This is a genomic window from Acinetobacter sp. 18QD2AZ41W, assembly GCF_009829025.1.
GTDB classification, from domain to species: Bacteria; Pseudomonadota; Gammaproteobacteria; order Pseudomonadales; family Moraxellaceae; genus Acinetobacter; species Acinetobacter pseudolwoffii.
The window spans coordinates 571,652-593,658 of record NZ_WURP01000001.1 but is presented as its reverse complement, the minus strand read 5'-3'; the positions used below and the strand labels follow the sequence as shown (position 1 = coordinate 593,658).

The following is a 22,007-nucleotide window of genomic DNA, read 5'->3' as shown; positions in this document are numbered from 1 at the left end:
TGGCTCTCCAACCTGGGCTCGAACCAGGGACCTGCGGATTAACAGTCCGTCGCTCTACCGACTGAGCTATTGGAGAATCTGACAGCGATTATAGAGAGATTTGAAAAGGGGTCAAGGCACTTTTAGAAAAAAGCCGAAGAAATTGAATCAAGTGTTTTAAAAATAGTCGAAAAGGCTTGGAGTTCAAACTGTTATGTTTATGTAAACAGTCGGAGCAGTCAGATTGTTATCAGCCTTAATTTTTGTAAGTGATCTGGATCAGAGAATATAAGGTAGCTGATTGTACATACAGATATCACTACCGATCTCAATTTAAAAAAAGCAGATATAAAAAAACCCACTTCGCAATGAGTGGGTTTTTTAGAATCTTGGCTCTTCCACCTGGGTTCGAACCAGGGACCTGCGGATTAACAGTCCGTCGCTCTACCGACTGAGCTATGGAAGAATAGATGGCTCTCCAACCTGGGCTCGAACCAGGGACCTGCGGATTAACAGTCCGTCGCTCTACCGACTGAGCTATTGGAGAATCTGATCGGCATTTTAGGCAGGAAACCCAAGGTCGTCAATCAATTAATGTAAAGAAATGAATTGTTTGCTTTATAAATATTCATTTGGGGCTTAAAAATAAAAAAATCACCCGAAATGGGTGATTTTTTAGCAAAGAAATAAAGAATTATTTCTCAACACCTGCAGGCTGACCTGCATATTTCGCATTTGCATAATCCCAGTTTACTAGGCTTTCCAGGAAAGTAGAGATGTATTTAGGACGTGCATTACGGAAATCGATGTAATAAGCGTGTTCCCAAACGTCAATCGTTAACACAGCAATTTTACCGTGTGCCATTGGTGTGTCAGCATTAGACGTTTTAAGGATAGAAAGGTTGCCGTTTACTTCGTCAGCAACTAACCAAGCCCAACCTGAACCGAACTGAGTGGTTGCAGCAGCAGCAAATTCTTCAGCAAATTTTTCGTAAGAACCGAAAGCTTCATCAATTTTTGCAGCCAAAGTACCCGTTGCTTTACCGCCACCGTTTTTAGCCATACAGTTCCAGTAGAATGTGTGGTTCCAAACTTGAGCCGCGTTATTGAAGATACCTGCTTTAGACGCATCACCAGCAGTTGCTGTAATGATTTCTTCTAGAGTTTTGCCTTCAAGCTCAGTACCAGCGATCAGGTTGTTCAGGTTAACCACATAAGTATTGTGGTGTTTGTCGTGATGGTATTCTAAAGTTTCTTTGCTGATGTGTGGAGCAAGATCTTCGTAGCCATAAGGTAATGCTGGTAAAGTAATGGTTGTCATGTTCTCAATTCCTTGCATTTAGCTGGGTTTTAACAATAAGTGGCTTTATTGTAATAGATAATCGGACCAAATGGGCATTGCGTATAAATAACAATACACAATAAATCCTGAAAATATATAAATAAAGCTCGTGGAAAATGCTGTCAGCGAGCATTAAATCGGATTGTTTAATTCGTAATAAGCATACTCAATATTAAACTGTTCTGAAATCGCTTTGGCCAGGCGCTGTACACCATATTTTTCAGTGGCATGATGGCCACAGGCATAATAGTGCACATTCAGTTCCTGAGCTTCATAGAAGGTGCGTTCGCTCACTTCACCAGAAATATAAGCATCACACTCTTGTAGCGCTGCTTTATGAATATAATCCTGCGCACCACCGGTACAGAAACCGACTTTATGGATTTGAGTTTTGTCCGCAGGAAGATGAATTGCATCAAAGCCAAGTTTTTCTGAAATATGGTTTTTAAAATATTCAGGACGCATCGGTTGTTTTAAATAGCCAATATTGCCAATCGGGTGTTTTTCACTCGGATCGAGCTGTTCGATATTTTCCAGTTCCAGTAAATCCGCAATGGCAGCATTATTTCCCAAAGTCGGATGACTGTCTAAAGGCAGGTGATAGCCAACCAGTGAGATATCATGTTGGATCAAGGTTTTAATTCGTTTACCACGCATCCCGGTAATTGGATAAGCTTCACCTTTCCAGAAATAGCCATGATGAACCAGCAATAAATCGGCGCCTTGCTCAATTGCCGCTTCGATCGCACTTTGCGAAGCACTCACGGCACACAGGATTTTATTGACCTCAGATTTACCTTCAATCTGCAAGCCATTCGGTGCATAGTCCTTAAATTCACGTGCTGCCAAAGTCTGTTCACACCACTGAATAATATCGTTTAAATTCGCCATAAAATTCCTGTTCGTTTAAAAATTTGCCAATATTTATCTTTATATTTAATTGTAACTAAAGCTGCACAAAACTCTGTGGAATTTTTTGTGTTTAGTTATGTATTTCGCATTACAATAGAACACAAATTACTTAGTCATCAACGAATTAAAATATTTTAGAGGATAGTAACGTGCGTCGCACCTTTACATGGTTACCCTGGGTGTTACTGATTTTGGTCATTATCGGTTTTTTGGGGTGGCAACAACTACAAAAACCAAAAGCACCAGTTGCGCCGGACGGCGTCAAAATGCCTGCTGAAAAAGTAGAGCCGTTGATTGATACGTCGCGCTCAGGAGGCGTGGTCTCCTATAGTGCTGCGGTGAGAGTAGCAGCGCCGGCTGTAGTCAATATCTTTACCACTCAAAAAGTCAAACAGCAGGCTCATCCTTTGCTGACCGATCCGGTCTTTCGTGAGTTTTTTGGCGATCAGTTGCCTGACCAGTATGGACAAAGTCCGAATGAAAACAGTTTAGGTTCCGGGGTGATTGTACGTCCGGATGGTTATATCCTGACCAATAATCACGTAATTGCGCAGGCTGATCAGATTGTCGTGGCGTTGCAGGATGGGCGACGTGCTGAAGCTACGGTGGTCGGAACTGATCCGGATACCGATCTGGCCGTGATCAAGATTGAACTGACACAACTGCCAGTGCTGCCATTTAAACTCAGTGGCAATGAAGTCGGTGATGTGGTGCTGGCGATTGGTAATCCTTTTGGTGTGGGACAAACGGTCACGCAGGGGATTATCTCGGCAACCGGCCGTTCAGACCTGGGGATTAATACCTATGAAGACTTTGTGCAGACTGATGCTGCGATTAACCCGGGTAACTCGGGCGGTGCACTGATTGATGTCGCCGGTAATTTAATTGGTGTGAATACTGCAATCTTCTCGCAGTCTGGTGGCTCGTTGGGGATTGGTTTTGCGATTCCGGCCAGAATCTGTCAGCAGGTGATGAATGCCATTCTGGAAGATGGCCGTGTCGTTCGTGGCTGGTTAGGCATCAGTTTATTACCTGCAGAACGTGATGATGTCCTGCAACCCAAAGAAAAAGGCGTGACGGTCGCAGAAGTACTGGCAGATGGACCGGCAGCGAAAGCGGGCATCCAGCGTGGCGACAAAATTATGAAAGTGAATGAGGAAGAGATTAGTTCGGCTTCGCATTTGATTAATTTTGTTGCCCTGCAAAAGCCGAATAGTACCATTCAGATTGAAGTAGAGCGTGCTGGAAAAACCATGATGCTGGATGTAGTAGTGACTGAGCGTAAAGCACAAAACAGTTCTTCTCAATATATTCCACTGCCCGGTCAGTAAGTTTTTATTTAAAAAAATCCCTCTGCAGAGGGATTTTTTTGCTTGTTATTTTTTAGTTACCTGATACAAAAATGAAATACGGCTTTTGGTTTAAATCATTTAACTTGATGAAATTACATCAAAAGAGAAAATAAAAAATGACTTTTATGACGGCGGATCAGGCCAAGGTTTTATCAGATGTGGCCAATTTAAATATTGAGGTCTATAAGCCGCGTCTAGCCAAGTTAATTGAAGAAAATGCGAAACAGGGCAATACCGCAGTCATTACTGTATTTCCCAAACATTTGCCTTTGGAAGATATTCGGGCTTTATCAGCCGAGTTGACTGAACTGGGCTATAACGTACGTTTTGAAGTGCTGGAGTTTTATTATAGCTTTAATGTGTACTGGCTCTAGTGTGAATCTTCATTGAACTAAGGCTTATTTTGAGCCACTATTTTATTGGATCGGTCTGATTTGATCTTATGAGTGATCGGGCTGTATGTGATCAAAGATGCGAGTTTTTATAAGTAGGTGCTCAACTCTAAAAAATCCATCAGTTTTATTTTAGAATCATTATTGTAATGTACCGAGAATCTACAATTTCTCGGTACATATTCATTTGACGGATAGGCTGAGATCAGGGTAAGCAACTAAAATCAGCTGAGCTTTATTTAGCCTAAGTAACTTATGAATCATCTGCAAAATTAAATTTTGAGCTCATTTCTAAAACGGCTCAATTTCATCTGCAACCAAATTATTCCTGATTCACCTGATATTCCTGGATCACTTCAAGTGCCGCCCGAAATGCTTCCTGAGTTGCTGGTGCACCGCAATATGGCAGGCTATGGAGTAACACTTCCTGAATTTCCTCAACCGTCGCACCGTTGTTAAGAGCGCCCCGAACATGGCCTTTTAGTTCAGTGGGGCTTTTTTGAGCCGTAAGGAAAGCAATGGTAATTAAAGAACGATATTTACGTGGCAATACACCTTCACGTTGCCAGGTTGAACCCCAGGCATGTTCATTAATCCAGTCTTGTAGAGGCTGGGTAAAAGGCACGGTATTTTCCTGTGCACGTTTGACAAAGCTTTCGCCCATGACATCAGTACGCACTTTCAGGCCATTTTCATAATCTTGTTGTGACATGGTTTACCCTCAATTTTCTTATAGCTCTAGCTTAGTGCTTTTTATGCGAAATACCATCGTGCCATAGTCGTAAAAAAGTGGCTAAAAAGCCACTTGGAAAGGTTCTAAAGTGAAATATTCAACTACGATCCCACTTTGGAATTTATGACACCTTTGGTCAAAGTTTGATTTAAGGCGAAGTTGAGTGTAAAGGATCGGTTTGAACAGAAGTATCGGTTCCTGTCGCATCTGCTTTACGAATATGGGGGTTCTCCAACTCCAATACTTCCTGTAAATGCAGATCAAAGACATCTGTGAGCATGCTGTCATAACGACGTGCATTATAGTGAAGCAGTTTTTCTGCTTCTCCATCATTAATAAAGCCATGTTGCTGTGCATCTGTCACATGCTCGGCAAAGCTTAAACCTTTAAACTGACCTTTGTTTTCAGCTTTTTTAAAGCGATCCCAAAGCTGTTCAATATCCAGTAGCAAAGCGAAAGTCGATTCCATGCGTCCAGTGACATCAGTTTTATGGGTATTATAATAGACATGCTTTTTCAATACCTGACGGAATGCGTTATCTTCCATCATGCTATTTGCAACCTGCTGTTTAAGCTGGTCTGAGGGTTTGTGTACGGGACGGCCAAATGGGAAACATAACAGTTTGATCATGCCTGCTGCTGCACCGGCCGGGAAGTTAGCAAACAGATCATAAAATGCTTCCTGCGCTGTATAGAGTGACTTTTCTATTGCAAGCTGTGCATGCAAACGTTCAGCTTCAGTCTTTTTGCTATGCTCAAAATACTTCAGAATAGAGGAGGCAATAAACAGGTGAGCATGAATATCGGCGAGACGTCCGGACAGCATTTCTTTGCGTTTGATATCGCCTGCCAGTAAACCCAGACACATGTCTGCAGTTAAGGCAAAGTTGGCGCTCAGCCGGTTAATGACCTTGTAATAAGGTCGGGTAAACTCAACCGCACTTTGAGGTGCTGTACTTGAACCACCCGTAAATGCGTAGGCAAAGGAACGGGCGGTACGGTTAAAGGTATATCCCAGATGTTTAAACAATAAATGATCAAAAGGCTTGAGTGCGGCTGCCGGGTCTTCAGCCTGTAAGAGTTGTAATTCTTCATAGAGATAAGGATGGCAACGCATTGAACCCTGACCGAAAATCATCAGGGAACGACTGAGAATATTTGCACCTTCAACGGTAATGGAGACTGGAATCGCCTGATAATAAGGTGCCAGAAAATTACGTGGCCCCATCTGAATGGCGCGGCCACCGACCACATCCATCCCGTGATTTACCACCTTACGCATTCCCTCCGTGGCATAGTATTTGGCAATCGCTGTCATTACAGCAGGCTTGCCGCCCTGATTAAGGCCACAAGTCACCAGATAACGGAAAGCTTCCAGCATATAGGTATCACTGGCAATTTCACTATTGGCTTCCTGAACACCTTCAAACTTGCCGACTGAAATTTTAAATTGTTGACGGATTCGGGAAAAAGCCCCGACATTTAAATAAGTCATTTCTGCCGCAGAAGTAGACAGTGCCGGTAGGGAAATGCCACGACCCACAGCCAGACATTCCATCAGCATGCGCCAGCCCTTACCGGCATTTTTTACGCCACCAATAATCCAGTCCAGAGGAATAAATACATCTTTACCTTCAACTGTACCATTCATGAATGGTGGGCCGGGATTATGACGAGGACCTACTTGGACCCCTTCGTGACTGGCAGGCAGCAGGGCACAGGTAATACCATATTCAGTCTGTTCGCCCAAAAGATGATCCGGGTCATACATTTTAAAGGCCAGACCTACCACTGTTGCAATGGGTGCCAGCGTAATCCAGCGTTTGGAAAAATTCATTCGCAAGCCTAGGACTTCCTGACCTTCAAACTGGCCGTAGCAGACCACGCCAGTATCGGGAATAGCGCCTGCATCAGAGCCCGCTTCCGGACTGGTCAGGCCGAAACAGGGAATTTCTTCACCTCGCGCCAGGCCCGGCAGGTAACGGTTTTTCTGTTCCTCAGTACCATAATGCAGCAATAGTTCACCCGGGCCGAGAGAGTTCGGTACCATGCAACTCACGGCCGTGGTGAGGGAGCGAGAGGAAATCTTGCTCATCACCCGGCTTTGAGCAAAAGAACTAAATGCGCGACCACCATATTCTTTGGGAATAATCAGGCCCAAAAAACCATGCTCCTTAATATATTGCCAGACATGATCAGGCAGCGCTTTCTGCTCGTGAATTTCCCATTCATCCAGCATGCTGCACAAGGTTTCAACTTCATTGTCCAGAAAAGCCTGTTCTTCTAGCGAGAGTTTTGGATAAGGATAGCTATTAAAGGTTTCCCAGTTCGGCGCACCCATAAACAGTTCTTTTTCCCACCAGCTGGTTCCGGAGTCCAGTGCTTCACGCTCTGTCGGACTGATGCTCGGCATGGCATTGGCCAGTGCTTTATAGGCCGGTCTGGAAATAAACGACATGCGCAGAGGGTCGATTATCACCACGAGGCTGATCAGGATGAGTGGGATACCAAGAATCAGTGACCACGGACTAAGAAAGGCACAGACCACTGACACGACCATCAGCACGATTGCACCTGCACTACGCGAGAGCTGAAAATAGAAAACTGCCCATAAACTCAGTAATAGCAGTAGCACAGCGAAAATAAATGACATTGTTATATTTCTCCAGATTTATACAAGGCTGCCTGTGCCGGGATCTCATAGAATTTTTGTCACAGTTCATTCATTTTTTTGTCGCTTGAGGATCGGACAGGTTCAGCATTGCACGTGTGAGAATGATCGTTTTCAAGTCTTGCAACGATATTTTTAAATCTTTCATCTATTTCTGAGATTGTTTGAAAAATGCTCAGTCTTCAAGTGAGAACGCGCAAAGAAATGTGAAGATAAGTAATGACTTAATCTTATCTAAAATAAAAAATGGGGTTTAATGCTGAGTAGAATTTTAATTATGGATGTTAAAAAGCCCTCTACTTGAGAGGGCTTTTATTTTATTTATTTAAACAGGACTAAGCTTCAATGGCCTGAACAGCAATTTTCTTGGCAGGGTCAGTTTTACGACGCACTGCTGGAACCGGTTCGCCGTAGTATTGACGATCGGCAAAGTAGCTTGAACGAACCATGGGTGCTGCCCAGATATTGCGGAAGCCCAGTTTTTGGCCATGTTCGGTATAACGTTCGAATTCTTCAGGGGTCACAAAGCGATCAATCGCTGCATGTTCTTTAGAAGGCTGTAGATACTGACCAATCGTCACATAGTCCACGCCGTGTGCATGCAAATCGTCAAGTAAGGCAAGCACTTCTTCTTCAGTCTCACCAATACCGACCATCAGGCCACATTTGGTTGGAATATCCGGGCAATATTCTTTAAACATTTTTAACAGGTTTAAAGAGTGCTGATAATCAGAACCTGGACGCATCGCCTTATATAAACGCGGTACTGTTTCAATATTATGATTAAACACATCGGGTGGACATTCGGTCATGATGCGCAGTGCAATATCCATACGGCCACGGAAGTCCGGTACCAGAATTTCAAGCAAAGTTTTTGGACTTAAAGCACGTGCTTCTTTAATACAATCGACAAAATGCTGCGCACCACCATCGAGTAAGTCATCACGGTCTACAGAGGTAATCACGGCATATTTCAACCCAAGATTAGCAATGGTTTCGGCCATGTGGCGCGGTTCATCTGCATCCAATGCATTTGGTCGACCATGTGCTACATCGCAAAATGGACAGCGACGGGTACAGATATCACCCATAATCATAAAGGTTGCGGTACCGCCACCAAAACATTCAGGCAGGTTTGGACAGGCTGCTTCTTCACAGACAGTATGTAGTTTTTGCTCGCGAAGCGTTGTTTTAATCCGTTGTACTTCTTCCGGCGCTGCCATCTTTACGCGAATCCAGTCCGGCTTACGTGGTGTTTCAACCGTAGGGATCACTTTTACAGGAATACGAGCGACTTTCTCTGCGCCACGAAGTTTGACACCCTGTTCAGGTTTACGGTTTTCAGACATATTCAACTTTTCCACTGTTTTTGAAGGGGGAGATGATCAAAGATAGCGCGTTTATTATAACGAACTTAGCTATAAATAGGGCAAAAAGGGGTATTCATTTAAAAAATGTTCTCATCAACCAATATATGTGAGTTAAATACACAAAATCAACAGGATTTACGTCATAATAAGCAGGTAGATTAAAGTGAATTTTTTAATTTTGAGGAGCGTTGAATGCCACGTAAAAAAGAGGTCGTTAGTGGGACTTTCGTTAAATATGATGCGGTAGTTCTAGGTTCGGGCCCTGCGGGCGAAGGCGCGGCAATGAAACTTGCCAAATCTGGTAAGCGTGTTGCAATCGTTGAGATGCGTGAACAGCTAGGTGGTAACTGTACCCATGTAGGTACTATTCCAAGTAAAGCATTGCGTCAAACGGTATCCAGTATTATCCGTTATCAACGTGATCCACTGTTTCAGAAAGTTGGGGACTGGAAACAGTTCACCATGAAGCAAGTATTGCGTCATGCGCATAAAGTGATTCAACAACAAGTAGATACACATTCACGGTTCTATGACCGTAATAAGATCGATATCTATCATGGTCGAGCCTATGTTCAGGATCAAAATACTATTTTTGTATTTAGTCCAGACGGCATTAAAGAAACCTTGATGTTTAAGCAACTGGTCATTGCCAGCGGTTCACGTCCGTATCGCCCAGAAATTCTTGATTTTAATCATCCACGTGTATTTGATTCAGATAAAATTCTGGATCTGGACTTTTCTATCCAGAAAATCATCATTTATGGCGCAGGTGTAATTGGCTGTGAATATGCATCGATTTTCATTGGTCTTGGGCATAAAGTTGATTTAATCAATACCCAGCACAAACTGTTAAGCTATCTGGATGATGAAATTTCCGATGCGCTGTCTTATCACTTGCGTGAGCAAGGTGTGCTGATTCGTCACAATGAACAGATCGACTTTTTAGAAACATTTGATGATCATGTGGTGATGCACACGCAAAGCGGCAAAAAAATTAAAGCCGATGCAATTTTGTGGTGTAACGGCCGTTCAGGCAATACCGATGGTTTAGGGCTGGAAAATGTTGGCCTGAAACCAAACAGCCGTGGTCAGTTGACGGTAAATGATCAATACCAGACTGAAGTTGAAAATATCTATGCTGCCGGTGATGTAATCGGTTGGCCGTCGCTTGCATCTGCTGCTTATGACCAAGGTCGTTGCGCGGGTGCCAATATGAGCGGTGAGCCAGACGTTGCCCCCGTTACTGATATTCCAACCGGAATTTATACCATTCCCGAGATTTCTTCGATTGGTAAAACTGAACAGCAGTTGACTGAAGAAAAAATTCCGTATGAAGTCGGTCAGGCCTCGTTCCGTCATTTGGCGCGTGCGCAAATTACCGGTGACACTATGGGCGAATTAAAGATTTTGTTCCATCGTGAAACGCTGGAAGTTTTGGGTGTACATTGCTTCGGTAATAATGCATCTGAAATTATCCACATTGGTCAGGCGGTGATGAACAGTCCAAACAACACGATCAAGTATTTTGTAGAAACTACGTTTAACTATCCGACCATGGCGGAAGCCTACCGTGTAGCGACACTCAATGGTATGAATCGTTTATTCTAAGCGAGATGTTTGCCTTGGATTTAAAAAACCCGTAAGTGAAGGCTTGCGGGTTTTTTATTGGAATTGATTAGATCAGTCAAGTTGATGAAATTGAATTTTTAAGCCGCCATTTTTCGGCATTCTTCAGCACAGCGACGACAGGCTTCGGCACATTGCTGACAATGTTCATGTTGGTGCTGACCACATTCTTCTGCGCAATAATCACAAGCCTTGGCACATAGCTCGCAGATTTCCTGCATAAAAGGCGATTGCTTCTGCTCCATACGGGCGCAGAGCTGGCAGATATCGGCACAATCCAGACAACGCTGGATGCATTCACGCATCATTTCTACATGTTCTTCTTTTAAGCAGGAAGCTGCACAAGCGGTACAGGTGAGGGAGCAGCTCATACAGGTTTGAACACAATCTGACAAATGATGGGTATTCATCTTTTTCTCCTTAAGGCGATAAACATATTTATGACTGAATACGCTAAGCAGAAAAAGGAAAACACACTAGGTTAATTAGGTGAGAAAAAGTAAAGAATAACTTGGTTATGTAAAGGATATACGAAAGAATCTTATATTGATTAAGCTTGAAAATAAAATTCACTCGAGCAGAACTGGCAATATTCCAAAAATAAAACACCGTTGAGGTGGTTAGTTCCTCAATGGGGAAAGTGTATACCTCGCTGATCTAATTATTCTGGAAGGCTGGATCGTCCTTTTTTTATTATGATGTTTCTCATTAATACAGGCGACTACCGGCAAGACTGATCCGTTTGAGTAAATGGTGCTGATCGGCTGGAAAAGGACGACTGGAATGTAAAGTCTCGGAATTTTCTTGTTCATGAGCATCTAAGAAAATTGCCGATTGAAACAAAATTAAAAAAGTAATGATCGAAAGTTTATAAATAACCTTGTATTTTTACTATTCTATTGATTATGAATCATTTAAGGTATTGTGCTGTGAATTGTGTTTATTTAGCTGAGTAAATTTCAGCAGTTTAATGCGCACAAAAGGCCTGATTAAAGTATTCAAACAGCTGCGGTGTCTGGATCCATAATGCCACCGACAGAGCAAATAAAAGCAAGAGCGCCACAGCAATCGAGATTTTGAGTATGAGCATAGAATCAGTCATGCACAATTTGCTCCTCATTGACCCAGAAATGTACCAATACGCCAAAAATGCTTAAGGCAATCGACAGCATCCAGACAGCATTATAATTACCACTCAAGTCATGATTGACTCCACCAAGATAACCACCGAAAAACGAGCCGACCTGATGGGTAAAAAACACGATACCGCTGAGCATGGTCAGGTATTTCACCCCGAACATATTCGCCACAATGCCGTTGGTGAGCGGAACGGTCGATAGCCAGAGTAATCCCATAATGACACCAAAGGCATAGACTGTCCATGTGCTCAGTGGCAGCATGAGAAAGGCAGTAATTGCGATCCCGCGTAAGCCATAGAGACCCATCAACAAATGCGGTTTGGAATATTTACCCCCGAGCCAGCCTGCAGTATAGGTGCCGACCACATTAAATAGACCCACCAATGCCAGAAAAATAGTCCCTGTGGTGGCATTAAAACCGTGATCAATCAGATAACCCGGCAGGTGAATGCCAATAAATACCACCTGGAAACCGCAGACAAAAAAGCCCATAGACAGAAACCAGAAGGGTTTATGATTTTTCACTACCAGCAGAATCTGTTTAAAACTGAGGGACACTTTATTGGGTGTAGATGCTGCATTTGGATGAATATACATTGGTGCTTTCAGCATCCAGGCCAGTGGTACAATCAGGGCAATCAAAATCGCACTGACCACCAATGCTCCTGACCAACCGACATTCTGTAACAGCAACAGGGTCGAAGGCAGCATGATAAACTGGCCAAAAGATCCGGCCGCACTGGCAATACCCATCGCCAGACTGCGTTTTTCTGGTGGTGCAGCACGTCCTACAGCAGACAGTAAAACCGGGAAAGATGTTGCAGACAGGGCCAGACCTAAAATCAGGCCCACACTCAGATTTAACAGCAGTCCAGTAGAACTGATCGCCATGAGTAGCAAGCCCACGGCATAGAGTGCCCCACCTACGGCAACGACAATCTTGCTGCCATATTTATCTGCGAAGGCTCCAGTAATGGGTTGTACTGCTCCCCAGATCAGGTTTTGCATGGCAATCGCCAAGCTAAAAACATTATGTCCCCAACCAAATTCATCACTCATCGGCACCAGATAAAGACCAAATGCATGACGTACGCCCAATGACAATGCCAGAATGATAGCGGAGCCAATCAGCATAAAAATAAGCGCTTTGGAAAATGGAGTATCGGACATAGGGCAGGCAGGCAGATAAAGTCAGCGCTTATAGTATTCGATTCAGGTAAAGGAGGCGATAAAATAAAAATTGATCGAAAGATAAATTTTTTTTATCAATATTTTAAGCCTAAAAAAACGGCCGAAGCCGTTTTTCTGAAACCTGATATTGAACTTAGAAACGCATGCCAATACCGGCATAGGCCAGAATCGGATTAATCTCAATATCTGCCTTGGAACGAATCAGTTCACCTAAATTTGCATCTGTCACCGTAATTGTCGTGTCATTTTTTAGATGTGCATAAGATACTGAACCGACTGCAAACCAAGTGTCATTAAAGTCATAGCTAAAGCCGACCGTGGCCACGGGCGCAAATGCATCAGAGGCTTCAAGCTTTACTTTTGGATCGGCTTCACTTAGCTTACCTTCAAGGGAAGCACCAGCATTGCCTTGTTTAATATTGGCAATCATATGTCCAGCAGCAATCAGGTCCTGCTCGGTACGTGAGTTAATTTCCAGTTCATTGAAATAGGCATACATCACACCTAAGCCGACATAAGGCCGGAATTTATTCACTCCGGTTTTACCAAAGTGATACTGGAATTCAACGGCAGGTGTCCAGGCACGGGCCGAGGCAGCAGGGCCATAGGCTTCCAAGTCTGTAATCAGAAGATCATTGGCCAATTCAAGGTTGCCTAAGGCACCCCCCAGGGGGGTTGCGATGGCCGAAAATGGGGCATAGATTTTACCACTGCCTTGTAAATCCACTTTGGGTGGAATACCAGCTTTCACTTCAAAGGAAATATGATCAGTAAAATAGTAATTGGTCATGATGCCTAAAGTCGTGACATCATCGGCTTCCAGACCAGTCCCTGGATTATTCCATTGTTCTAAACCTTGAATGGTGGCTTGCCCACTGAGGGGAGCCGAGATTTCGGGTAGGTTTAAAGCTAAATCGAGTAAAGGCGGGATTTTATAACCTTCACGAATATTGTCGCGTACAGTACTTGACTTGACTGCCCCGACATCACTTACTTCACCATTTTTGACCGCAGTATTGACTGCAAAAGCTTGGGCCTTACCTTGTGGCATCACATGTAGTGCACCCACAGACACAGAAAAGCGTTTAAAGCCATCTCCATCCTGTAGGCTAAAATAAGGCGAATCTGCGTGGGCGACCATAGGTAAAGTGACAAGGCCTGCCATACATGCCAGCATTGTTTTCATTGATTTGGAACTCCATGTCCAGTGTATTTATTCGTTTTTCTAGTTCACTAATTATGTGAACTTCATTAAAAAATTCAGTTATAGAACAATAGATCAAAGGTTAACCATCGGTTAAGATTGGTAGCTTTTGTGTGTTTTTTGTATTCAAGGTTTGAGCTGTTAACAAAGAAACATCTGTAAAATAAGTCTTTTAAAATGTAGACAGTTAGTTTAAGTAGAGAAAAATCTGGTTTTTATCTCAGCAAAATTTTGATTTTTTAAGTCCTCAATATAGGTTTTTGTTCCTGAATGAGGCCGATTTTTGCAGCAAGTCGTTTAGGAATGAATTGATTTTTTGCTTTCCGTGCTTGAGCTCCAAATAGCACTAACAGAATTTATCCAAGATCCTGCTACCCAGTTGCTTGAGTTTTTTTGTACAATAGGCGCATATATTATTGAGTGAATCATATGAGCACCCAAACACCTCCCAAAAAAAAGCCTCTGGTTAATTTACCTTTCCCGATCAAACAAGCGGAGCAAAATGCTGCGGAAGAAGTTCTGGAAGATTTAAGACCAAGACCGCAGCGTTATGCTGACCGTACCTGGATGCCGCCACGCGGTACGCGTCGTTCAATGGGTAAACGTTAATTGGTCGAACTCAAAAAGCTATGATGAGTCATGGCTTTTTTTGTGTAAATTTTTAGATATTCAGCAATTAATATTTCATCTATTTCCTTATTTCTCGAGCAGATAAAACCCTGGCCAGATTTTTCTCATTTCTCATTTCTCATTTCTCATTTCTCATTTCTCATTTCTCATTTGCATGATCTTGATCGAATACATGCAGCATCTCAAAAAGCTCATCGCTAAGCAGAATAAAATAATTAGTTGATCTATTGACCTTGCACATCTTATACCCATAAAAAAAGCCAATTCAGAAATTGGCTTTTAGAGAGATAAGTTATTAGCGAATGCTTTTACGTGCTTTATTTTCCGGTTTTGGTGGGGCAATTTCTCGCTGTTCTTGCCAGACATCAATAAAGTCTTTTTCATTAATATTATACAGCTCAAGTAGCGCTAAAATTACACCCCCAAACAGCATGGCACCTTCCGAATGACTCTGAAAATCGACCAGTTTGGTATTTAGATTATGCAGGATATCTTCAATTTCGAAGACCCGTTCCCGCCCATTGCTGTCGGTCGGATAGATCTGGGTATTTAAAATAATCCTCGCCAGACTTTTTTCATTTTCGGTCAATGGCAATTCTTCAATCAGCTCATCAGTCGCAGGATTTAAAATGACTGAATCGCGAAAAATCGTATGTAAGAAGTTTGCGCTTAATTTGGGTAGAGGCTTTTCCACAAAAGGGCGAAAAGATTGCGGGAAAATGACATTGCGTGAAATACCTTTAAACATCGGTGCAATTTCTTCGACTTTATAACCTGCGATCCCGCATCCTAAAGACGTAATAAAATATTTATTTTTAGAATGGTTTTTGGTGTAAATCTTGAAGTCATCAATATAGTGCTGGATTTGTGACAGCGGCATTTGTTGCAAATGCTCGTTCATGGTAGGAATCGCATAGCTTTGACCCGACCAGCCACGACCGACGCCCATGACTGCACCAAAATGCTCAAGCGCTGTTCTTGCTGCACCTGCGCCATGCTGCCCCGCCAGATTGCTGCCAAAAACAAACACGGTATTTTCCGGAAGGGATTTAACAATACTTTCATCGTGATAGTGGTAAGTCATAATTGTCTATTCGAGGCCATCCTGATCTTCATGTTGCCTTTGATCGGGGTTGGGGTCAAGTAAAAAGCAGGGATGGCCTGAATGTTGAAAGACTGACTAAATATGAGAATTCTCAACATATTTCTCGACTGTCATCATCTGTTGGATTTCGGTATTTTGGCTATGGAATCTGCTCCGGCAAGTCTGAAATCTGCTAAAATTCCTGATCCGCATTCGAGTTGAGACATGTAGCTGTGACTGATAAGCAACCCTTTGAATTAGTAACCAGTTATCAACCCGCAGGTGATCAGCCACAGGCCATTGAAAAGCTGGTCAAGGGTATTGAACAGGGCTTTCATGATCAGCTTTTACTGGGCGTTACCGGGTCGGGTAAGACTTATACCATGGCCAATGTAATTGCACAGACCCAGCGTCCGACCATTGTCATGGCACATAACAAAACGCTGGCTGCACAGCTTTATGGCGAATTTAAAGCATTTTTCCCGAATAACGCCGTCGAGTATTTTGTCAGTTATTATGATTATTATCAGCCGGAAGCTTATGTGCCATCTTCAGATACTTTTATCGAGAAAGATGCCGCAATTAATGACCATATTGACCAGATGCGTCTTTCCGCGACCCGATCATTATTAGAACGTCGTGATGCAATTATTGTCGCATCAGTTTCTGCAATTTATGGTTTGGGTGATCCGAATGCTTACATGAGCATGTTGCTGCATGTGGTGGAAGGCGATCGCATTGGTCGTGATGACATTATTCGCCGTCTGGTCGAAATGCAGTATTCGCGCAATGAACTGGAATTCCTGCGCGGTACTTATCGTATTCGTGGCGAAATTATCGATATTTTCCCGGCAGAATCGGATCAGGATGCCATCCGGATTGAACTGTTTGATGATGAGGTCGACTCCATCCGCTGGTTTGATCCACTGACCGGAAAAATGGTGCGCAAAGTCCCGCGGGTGACGATTTATCCCAAAAGTCACTATGTCACGCCAAAAGACAATTTATCCCGCGCGATTGAAACCATTCGGGAAGAACTCAAAGAACGACTGGTGTTCTTTCGTGAAAATGACAAATTGCTGGAAGCGCAGCGGATTGAACAGCGTACCCGTTATGATCTGGAAATGATGCAGCAGTTGGGCTATACCAATGGCATCGAAAACTACTCGCGTCATTTGTCTGGACGTCCTTCAGGCGAGGCGCCGCCAACCTTGTTCGATTATATTCCCGATGATGCCTTGCTGATTATTGATGAATCGCATGTGACTGTGCCACAAATTGGTGCCATGTATAAAGGCGACCGTTCGCGCAAAGAAAATCTGGTGAATTACGGCTTCCGTTTGCCAAGCGCGCTAGATAACCGCCCGATGAAATTTGAAGAATGGGAACGCATTGTCCCGACCACCGTTTATGTCAGCGCAACGCCAGCACGTTATGAACTGGAAAAATCGCAGCAGATTGTCGAGCAGGTGGTACGTCCGACCGGTCTGATCGATCCTGAAATTGAAATTCGTCCGGTACTGACGCAAGTCGATGATGTACTTTCAGAAATTAATCTGCGCAAAGATATCAATGAGCGGGTACTGGTCACCACCTTGACCAAGCGCATGGCAGAAGACCTGACCTCTTATTTAAAAGAGTACGGGATTAAGGTCGCTTATTTACACTCGGATATCGACACCGTTGAGCGCGTCAAGATTATTCATGAGCTGCGTACTGGCGTACACGATGTGCTGGTCGGGATTAACCTGCTGCGTGAAGGTCTGGATATGCCGGAAGTGTCACTGGTTGCGATTCTGGATGCCGATAAAGAAGGTTTCCTGCGTTCTGAGCGTTCTCTCATTCAGACTATCGGGCGTGCTGCGCGTAACCTGAAAGGGAGGGCGATTTTGTATGCAGATCGAATAACTGACTCAATGCAAAAAGCCATTGATGAGACAGATCGACGTCGTGCCAAGCAGATTCAGTTTAATGAAGAGCATGGTATTACTCCGCGTAGCGCAGTCCGTCAGGTAATCAAGGAAATCGATACCGGTGAAATATTGGATGATGATTCAATTGAATTGAAAGCTTCTGATCAGGCGCGCGCGATCAGTGCAGATGAACGACATATCATGGCAGACCCGAAAATGTTTGCGAAGCATATTAACAAGCTTGAAAAGGAAATGCTGAAAGCCTCTAAAGAGTTACAGTTTGAGCAGGCTGCACGTCTGCGTGATGAAATTTTGCGCTTAAAAGCCCAGATGTTTGATTGATTTTTTTTACATGAAGTTTTATTTCGATGACCTAAAGTCAATCATAAACCAAACATAATGTAACAAATCAAGTGCTTGGATAAGGCTATTGTAAGAACAGAAAATTTTTAAATAAATATTTTGTGAACATATAATAGGTATTTTTATGACAACTCAAAATTCTTCAGGTAATGGATTGAAGCTGGTAAAAATTGCTGTGGGTAGTGCGGTTCTTCTTGGTTTGGGCGCGGCGACGATGGCCTATGCGCAAAATGAGCCATTAGCCACTGTTGAAAAAGTAGAACTGGACCGTTATTTGGGGACTTGGTATGAAGTGGCGCGCAAGCCTTTGTCTTTTCAAAATAAATGCGATCGTGATGTCACTGCAACCTATACCTTAAATGAAAATGGCAATATTGTGGTCGATAACCGCTGTATGAAAAAAGATGGTCAGCCCACCCAATCCTTGGGTGAGGCATTTGTGCAAGATCCACCGCAAAATACCAAATTAAAAGTCAGTTTCCTGCCCGAATTTATTCGCTGGATTCCGGTCGGGCGTGGCGATTATTGGGTCTTAAAACTGGATGAGAATTATCAAACCGTTCTGGTCGGTGAGCCTAAACGTAAATACATGTGGATACTGTCACGTAATCCGCAATTAGATAAAAATGTTGTAAACGAATATTTGCAATATGCACAGTCTGTGGGTTATGACCTGAGTGATGTGATTCATACCAAACAAACGCAAAGATAGAAATATCTTCTTAATCGAAACCATGCTTAGGCATGGTTTTTTATTTTTATGAGCAAAAATATATTTCAAAGTAGGGTAGTGATTTCACTTTAAATAGATGAAGCATCAAGCTTTCTAGTGTACTAATCGTTATAATGCCGGCGAATGAAAGTAGAGTTTGACTATGTATAAAGGCATTGCGTTATCTGTATTGGCCTCGGTGGTTTTCGGGGTGCTCTATGTATTTACGCCTTTCTTACAGCCTTTAGATAGTGAACAGACCTTTGCCTGGCGCATGCTGGCCACGATTCCGTTTTTAACTGCCTTTATGTGGTGGTCGGGTGATCTGCAACATATCAGCAGTATCTTTAAGCGGGTTTTGCTGCAACCTGCCTTGTTGATCTGGCTGCTGATCAGCTCCCTGTTATGTACCACACAATTATGGCTGTTCTTGTGGGGCCCTATCAATGGTCGTGGCCTAGAAGTCTCACTCGGCTATTTTTTGTTGCCTCTGGTGATGGTGCTGGTCGGCTGTATGCTCTATAAAGAGAAATTATCATCATTCCAGATGGTCGCTGTCGCTTTGGCGGTATTGGGTGTGGGGCATGAGATCTGGCGAATTGGTTCAATTGCATGGGAAACGGTCTATGTGGCTTTGGCCTATCCTTTGTATTTCTTCATGCGGCGTAAATTTGCTACGGATCATCTGGGGGGCTTCTGGTGGGATCTATGTCTGATTTTGCCCGCTGCATTTTATCTGGGTTTTATTTATAGCGACTCGATGCAGCTCATGTTAAATCATTCTCATTTGATCTGGGCAGTATTGGTACTGGGTTTTTTGAGCGCACTGGGACTCGGTAGCTATATTCTCGCCAGCCGATATTTACCCTTTGTTATTTTTGGGTTGTTGAGTTATCTGGAACCTGTGCTGTTGGCCTTTGCCTCGATGGCTTTGGGGGAGCGTGTGGAAGCTGGCGAGTGGCTGACTTATATTCCAATTTGGCTCGCCGTATTGGTGCTGGTGATTGAAGGGATTCTGCATCTATTTAAGCAGCGTAAACAGCAATTAGCGCTTAAGAAAAATCTGGCAAACTATCAGGATCGACTAGACTCTTAAAATTAAAAAGAGATCGAATGAATAAACAACATTTAACAAATTTCTGCTCCGTACGGGAAAACGCATGCTTTTAAAATTTTTGAATGCAAAATCATTTAGCTAATTGCAACTATTTCCCAGATTTATAGTGAATATACGTTAAAAACCACTCGTCTCGGTGAGCTTTTGATTCAAAGTTGCCTCCAATTCCATTACAATTATGGGGTTTTGAAATTTATGCCTAGATTTACAATTAATTAGAGGACGTATCTGTGAGCAAAGACACTATCGTTGCCCTACATGCAGAGCACCAAGGTCGCTGGAAAAACCGTGAAGAACTTGCGGAACGCATGATTGCCCTTGTTGGTCAGTTATATCGTGAAAAAAATATTGTAGCTACAGTTTATGGTCGCTCTTTAATTAACCGTTCTGTGATTCAGATCTTGAAAGCACACCGCCGTACTCGCGTACTCGATGTTGAACTTTCGGTTGTAAATACATTCCCAATTCTTGAAGCGTTGGCGAAAGTTGAGAACATCGGTTCTGCTGAAGTTGATCTAGGTAAACTTGCTGTTGAATTTAAAGAAAAAGGCGGCGACATCGATGCATTTGTTGCAGACGTTGTTAAATCTCTAGAAGGCAATGCTGCTGCTGTAGAACATAAAGACGTAGTTCTTTATGGCTTCGGTCGTATCGGTCGTATCCTGGCACGTTTGATGATTGGTCAATCAGGTCTGGGTCGCGGTCTTAGCCTGAAAGCGATCGTGGTTCGTAAATCATCTGATGGTGATTTGGAAAAACGTGCATCTCTACTGCGTCGTGACTCTATTCATGGCCCATTTGCAGGCACGATTTCTGTAGATGAAGAAAACGAAGCAATTATTGCAAACGGTAACTTCATTAAAGTGATCTATGCGTCTAATCCTTCTGAAGTGGATTACACAGCATATGGTATTAACAATGCACTTGTGATCGACAACACTGGTAAATGGCGTGATGCTGAAGGTCTTGCTCAACACCTGAAATGCCCGGGCGCTGCTCGTGTTATTTTGACTGCACCTGGTAAAGGTGACATGAAGAATGTGGTTTACGGTGTGAACCAGGCGGACATCCTTGCTGAAGATAGCATCATCTCTGCTGCAAGCTGTACGACTAACGCAATTACTCCAACACTGAAAGTATTGCATGATAAATACACCGTGTTAAATGGTCATGTTGAAACAGTTCACTCGTTCACAAACGACCAGAACTTGATCGATAACTACCATAAAGCGGACCGTCGTGGCCGTGCTGCAACATTGAACATGGTTATTACTGAAACTGGCGCAGCGAAAGCAGTTGCTAAAGCGCTGCCAGCACTTCAAGGTAAATTGACAGGTAATTCTGTACGTGTTCCTACGCCAAATGTATCACTTGCAATTCTTAACCTGACTTTAGGTCAAGACGTTGATCGTGATGAAGTAAACGAATATATTCGTCAGATTTCAATCGGTTCGATCCTTCAAGGTCAAATCGGTTATACCAACTCGACTGAAGTGGTCTCTTCTGACTTTATTGGTTCACGCACTGCAGGTGTATTTGACGCGCAAGCAACAATCACTTCAGGCAACCGTTTAACTGCTTATGTTTGGTACGATAACGAAGTGGGTTATAGCTGCCAGGTATTACGTATTGCTGAACAAATGGGCGGCGTAAGCTATCCTAAAGTTCCTGCAGAAACAAATGCATAATTTGTTGATGTAGTTTAAAAAAGAGTCTCTATGGAGGCTCTTTTTTTATACTTATTTTTTATTGAAGTCGGGTGGATTCGATTCAATCACGAAATGTAAATCAGCTTGCTGACGAAATATTAATCTGTTAGCTTACAAAGAGTAAGTATATTAAAATCAGTAAGTAATAAAATCCCGAGATAGATTTATGACAAATTATGCAATTAGTCCGTTACTAGGGCAGGTTTTATCAACTGAATGTCCATCACGTGAAATATTGGAACATCTTGCCAATAAATGGTCGGTCTTGGTGTTGCGTTGCCTGAGTGAAGGTGTGCATCGTTTTAGTGAACTGAAACAACGGATTGAAGGGGTGAGTGAAAAGATGCTCTCCCAGACTTTAAAAGTGCTGGAACAAGATGGTTTTGTGCTCAGAACGGTTTATCCGGTTGTGCCACCAAAAGTGGAATATCAGTTGACCATTACCGGTTCACAAGCTGCAGATAAAGTGATGCAAATGATTCACTGGATTGAACATGGTTTACCAGAAATTTTAGAAAATAAACAACGTGTTGCCAAATAGAAGCTAAATTGCTTTTGGGGTAGCAAG

At 43.0% G+C, this 22,007-nt stretch carries 19 protein-coding genes, 3 tRNA genes and 1 pseudogene; 9 read left to right on the top strand and 14 right to left on the bottom strand.

Going from position 1 to position 22,007, the window contains the following annotated elements:
* The 5 genes from GVV58_RS02785 to GVV58_RS02765 all read right to left on the bottom strand — a co-directional run bounded on the left by GVV58_RS02785 (window position 1) and on the right by GVV58_RS02765 (window position 2,212).
* A tRNA-Asn gene (locus GVV58_RS02785) sits at window positions 1–76 on the bottom strand.
* A 293-nt stretch (window positions 77–369) separates the two neighbouring features.
* A tRNA-Asn gene (locus tag GVV58_RS02780) sits at window positions 370–445 on the bottom strand.
* 5 nt (window positions 446–450) lie between these two features.
* Window positions 451–526, bottom strand: a tRNA-Asn gene (locus tag GVV58_RS02775).
* 147 nt (window positions 527–673) lie between these two features.
* The gene (locus GVV58_RS02770; RefSeq protein ID WP_159515952.1) at window positions 674–1,300 is read right to left on the bottom strand and encodes a superoxide dismutase; all 627 of its coding nucleotides are present in this window, start codon (window positions 1,298–1,300) and stop codon (window positions 674–676) included.
* Between the two features lie 153 nt (window positions 1,301–1,453).
* Window positions 1,454–2,212 carry a Nif3-like dinuclear metal center hexameric protein gene (locus GVV58_RS02765; protein WP_159515951.1) on the bottom strand — a complete coding sequence of 253 codons (759 nt, stop codon included), beginning with the start codon at window positions 2,210–2,212 and terminating at the stop codon, window positions 1,454–1,456.
* A 170-nt stretch (window positions 2,213–2,382) separates the two neighbouring features.
* Between GVV58_RS02765 and GVV58_RS02760 the strand changes: the two genes are divergently transcribed.
* Window positions 2,383–3,564 (top strand): trypsin-like peptidase domain-containing protein, encoded by a 1,182-nt coding sequence (locus GVV58_RS02760; protein ID WP_159515950.1) that lies wholly within the window; start codon window positions 2,383–2,385, stop codon window positions 3,562–3,564.
* A 137-nt stretch (window positions 3,565–3,701) separates the two neighbouring features.
* Entirely contained in the window at window positions 3,702–3,959 is a 258-nt protein-coding gene (locus GVV58_RS02755) for a hypothetical protein (protein WP_005096427.1), read from the top strand.
* A 340-nt stretch (window positions 3,960–4,299) separates the two neighbouring features.
* On the opposite strand, the gene GVV58_RS02750 is transcribed toward GVV58_RS02755, so the two are convergent.
* The 3 genes from GVV58_RS02750 to lipA all read right to left on the bottom strand — a co-directional run bounded on the left by GVV58_RS02750 (window position 4,300) and on the right by lipA (window position 8,730).
* Window positions 4,300–4,689, bottom strand: coding sequence for a carboxymuconolactone decarboxylase family protein (locus tag GVV58_RS02750; protein WP_100357211.1), 390 nt, complete (start codon window positions 4,687–4,689; stop codon window positions 4,300–4,302).
* 169 nt (window positions 4,690–4,858) lie between these two features.
* Window positions 4,859–7,363, bottom strand: coding sequence for an acyl-CoA dehydrogenase (locus GVV58_RS02745; protein WP_159515949.1), 2,505 nt, complete (start codon window positions 7,361–7,363; stop codon window positions 4,859–4,861).
* Window positions 7,364–7,716: 353 nt separating this feature from the next.
* Complete coding sequence (gene lipA, locus GVV58_RS02740; RefSeq protein WP_005096430.1) at window positions 7,717–8,730, bottom strand: lipoyl synthase; 1,014 nt, start codon at window positions 8,728–8,730, stop codon at window positions 7,717–7,719.
* 213 nt (window positions 8,731–8,943) lie between these two features.
* Here lipA and sthA point away from each other — a divergent pair, with 213 nt between their 5' ends.
* Window positions 8,944–10,359, top strand: coding sequence for a Si-specific NAD(P)(+) transhydrogenase (gene sthA, locus GVV58_RS02735; RefSeq protein ID WP_005096431.1), 1,416 nt, complete (start codon window positions 8,944–8,946; stop codon window positions 10,357–10,359).
* 98 nt (window positions 10,360–10,457) lie between these two features.
* On the opposite strand, the gene GVV58_RS02730 is transcribed toward sthA, so the two are convergent.
* From GVV58_RS02730 to GVV58_RS02715, 5 genes and pseudogenes are all read right to left on the bottom strand, one after another.
* Window positions 10,458–10,787, bottom strand: a complete 330-nt coding sequence (locus GVV58_RS02730; RefSeq protein WP_159515948.1) for a four-helix bundle copper-binding protein — start codon at window positions 10,785–10,787, stop codon at window positions 10,458–10,460.
* Window positions 10,788–11,085: 298 nt separating this feature from the next.
* Window positions 11,086–11,181: pseudogene (locus GVV58_RS15590) on the bottom strand (TauD/TfdA family dioxygenase); the annotation flags it as partial.
* A 163-nt stretch (window positions 11,182–11,344) separates the two neighbouring features.
* Window positions 11,345–11,479, bottom strand: coding sequence for a hypothetical protein (locus GVV58_RS15725; RefSeq protein ID WP_005096435.1), 135 nt, complete (start codon window positions 11,477–11,479; stop codon window positions 11,345–11,347).
* Window positions 11,472–12,686, bottom strand: a complete 1,215-nt coding sequence (locus GVV58_RS02720; RefSeq protein WP_159515947.1) for an MFS transporter — start codon at window positions 12,684–12,686, stop codon at window positions 11,472–11,474. Before GVV58_RS02720 ends, GVV58_RS15725 begins: the two co-directional genes overlap by 8 nt.
* A gap of 154 nt (window positions 12,687–12,840) precedes the next feature.
* Window positions 12,841–13,893, bottom strand: a complete 1,053-nt coding sequence (locus GVV58_RS02715; protein WP_159515946.1) for an OmpW family outer membrane protein — start codon at window positions 13,891–13,893, stop codon at window positions 12,841–12,843.
* 447 nt (window positions 13,894–14,340) lie between these two features.
* Between GVV58_RS02715 and GVV58_RS02710 the strand changes: the two genes are divergently transcribed.
* Window positions 14,341–14,520 (top strand): hypothetical protein, encoded by a 180-nt coding sequence (locus GVV58_RS02710; RefSeq protein ID WP_004646507.1) that lies wholly within the window; start codon window positions 14,341–14,343, stop codon window positions 14,518–14,520.
* Window positions 14,521–14,836: 316 nt separating this feature from the next.
* Here the strand turns inward: GVV58_RS02710 and GVV58_RS02705 are convergent, their stop codons facing one another.
* Window positions 14,837–15,625 carry a hypothetical protein gene (locus GVV58_RS02705; protein WP_005171774.1) on the bottom strand — a complete coding sequence of 263 codons (789 nt, stop codon included), beginning with the start codon at window positions 15,623–15,625 and terminating at the stop codon, window positions 14,837–14,839.
* Between the two features lie 233 nt (window positions 15,626–15,858).
* Here GVV58_RS02705 and uvrB point away from each other — a divergent pair, with 233 nt between their 5' ends.
* The 5 genes from uvrB to GVV58_RS02680 all read left to right on the top strand — a co-directional run bounded on the left by uvrB (window position 15,859) and on the right by GVV58_RS02680 (window position 21,980).
* A complete protein-coding gene (uvrB, locus tag GVV58_RS02700) occupies window positions 15,859–17,880 on the top strand; it encodes an excinuclease ABC subunit UvrB (RefSeq protein WP_005096439.1) in 2,022 nt (673 codons plus the stop codon).
* A 145-nt stretch (window positions 17,881–18,025) separates the two neighbouring features.
* On the top strand, window positions 18,026–18,613 hold the full coding sequence (locus GVV58_RS02695; RefSeq protein WP_159515945.1) for a lipocalin family protein: 588 nt from the start codon (window positions 18,026–18,028) through the stop codon (window positions 18,611–18,613).
* Window positions 18,614–18,776: 163 nt separating this feature from the next.
* Entirely contained in the window at window positions 18,777–19,709 is a 933-nt protein-coding gene (rarD, locus tag GVV58_RS02690) for an EamA family transporter RarD (RefSeq protein ID WP_159515973.1), read from the top strand.
* A gap of 251 nt (window positions 19,710–19,960) precedes the next feature.
* A complete protein-coding gene (locus tag GVV58_RS02685; RefSeq protein ID WP_159515944.1) occupies window positions 19,961–21,418 on the top strand; it encodes a glyceraldehyde-3-phosphate dehydrogenase in 1,458 nt (485 codons plus the stop codon).
* Between the two features lie 187 nt (window positions 21,419–21,605).
* Window positions 21,606–21,980: a helix-turn-helix domain-containing protein gene (locus GVV58_RS02680; protein WP_074383017.1), complete on the top strand. Its 375-nt coding sequence runs from the start codon at window positions 21,606–21,608 to the stop codon at window positions 21,978–21,980.
* Window positions 21,981–22,007: the final 27 nt, after the last annotated feature.

What these genes read in the sequence shown, in the direction of transcription:
- GVV58_RS02770 (WP_159515952.1), bottom strand. Translation starts at nt 1,300, where the DNA reads ATGACAACCATTACTTTACCAGCATTACCTTATGGCTACGAAGATCTT.
- GVV58_RS02765 (WP_159515951.1), bottom strand. Translation starts at nt 2,212, where the DNA reads ATGGCGAATTTAAACGATATTATTCAGTGGTGTGAACAGACTTTGGCA.
- GVV58_RS02755 (WP_005096427.1), top strand. Translation starts at nt 3,702, where the DNA reads ATGACTTTTATGACGGCGGATCAGGCCAAGGTTTTATCAGATGTGGCC.
- GVV58_RS02750 (WP_100357211.1), bottom strand. Translation starts at nt 4,689, where the DNA reads ATGTCACAACAAGATTATGAAAATGGCCTGAAAGTGCGTACTGATGTC.
- GVV58_RS02745 (WP_159515949.1), bottom strand. Translation starts at nt 7,363, where the DNA reads ATGTCATTTATTTTCGCTGTGCTACTGCTATTACTGAGTTTATGGGCA.
- lipA (WP_005096430.1), bottom strand. Translation starts at nt 8,730, where the DNA reads ATGTCTGAAAACCGTAAACCTGAACAGGGTGTCAAACTTCGTGGCGCA.
- sthA (WP_005096431.1), top strand. Translation starts at nt 8,944, where the DNA reads ATGCCACGTAAAAAAGAGGTCGTTAGTGGGACTTTCGTTAAATATGAT.
- GVV58_RS02730 (WP_159515948.1), bottom strand. Translation starts at nt 10,787, where the DNA reads ATGAATACCCATCATTTGTCAGATTGTGTTCAAACCTGTATGAGCTGC.
- GVV58_RS15725 (WP_005096435.1), bottom strand. Translation starts at nt 11,479, where the DNA reads ATGACTGATTCTATGCTCATACTCAAAATCTCGATTGCTGTGGCGCTC.
- GVV58_RS02720 (WP_159515947.1), bottom strand. Translation starts at nt 12,686, where the DNA reads ATGTCCGATACTCCATTTTCCAAAGCGCTTATTTTTATGCTGATTGGC.
- GVV58_RS02715 (WP_159515946.1), bottom strand. Translation starts at nt 13,893, where the DNA reads ATGAAAACAATGCTGGCATGTATGGCAGGCCTTGTCACTTTACCTATG.
- GVV58_RS02710 (WP_004646507.1), top strand. Translation starts at nt 14,341, where the DNA reads ATGAGCACCCAAACACCTCCCAAAAAAAAGCCTCTGGTTAATTTACCT.
- GVV58_RS02705 (WP_005171774.1), bottom strand. Translation starts at nt 15,625, where the DNA reads ATGACTTACCACTATCACGATGAAAGTATTGTTAAATCCCTTCCGGAA.
- GVV58_RS02695 (WP_159515945.1), top strand. Translation starts at nt 18,026, where the DNA reads ATGACAACTCAAAATTCTTCAGGTAATGGATTGAAGCTGGTAAAAATT.
- rarD (WP_159515973.1), top strand. Translation starts at nt 18,777, where the DNA reads ATGTATAAAGGCATTGCGTTATCTGTATTGGCCTCGGTGGTTTTCGGG.
- GVV58_RS02680 (WP_074383017.1), top strand. Translation starts at nt 21,606, where the DNA reads ATGACAAATTATGCAATTAGTCCGTTACTAGGGCAGGTTTTATCAACT.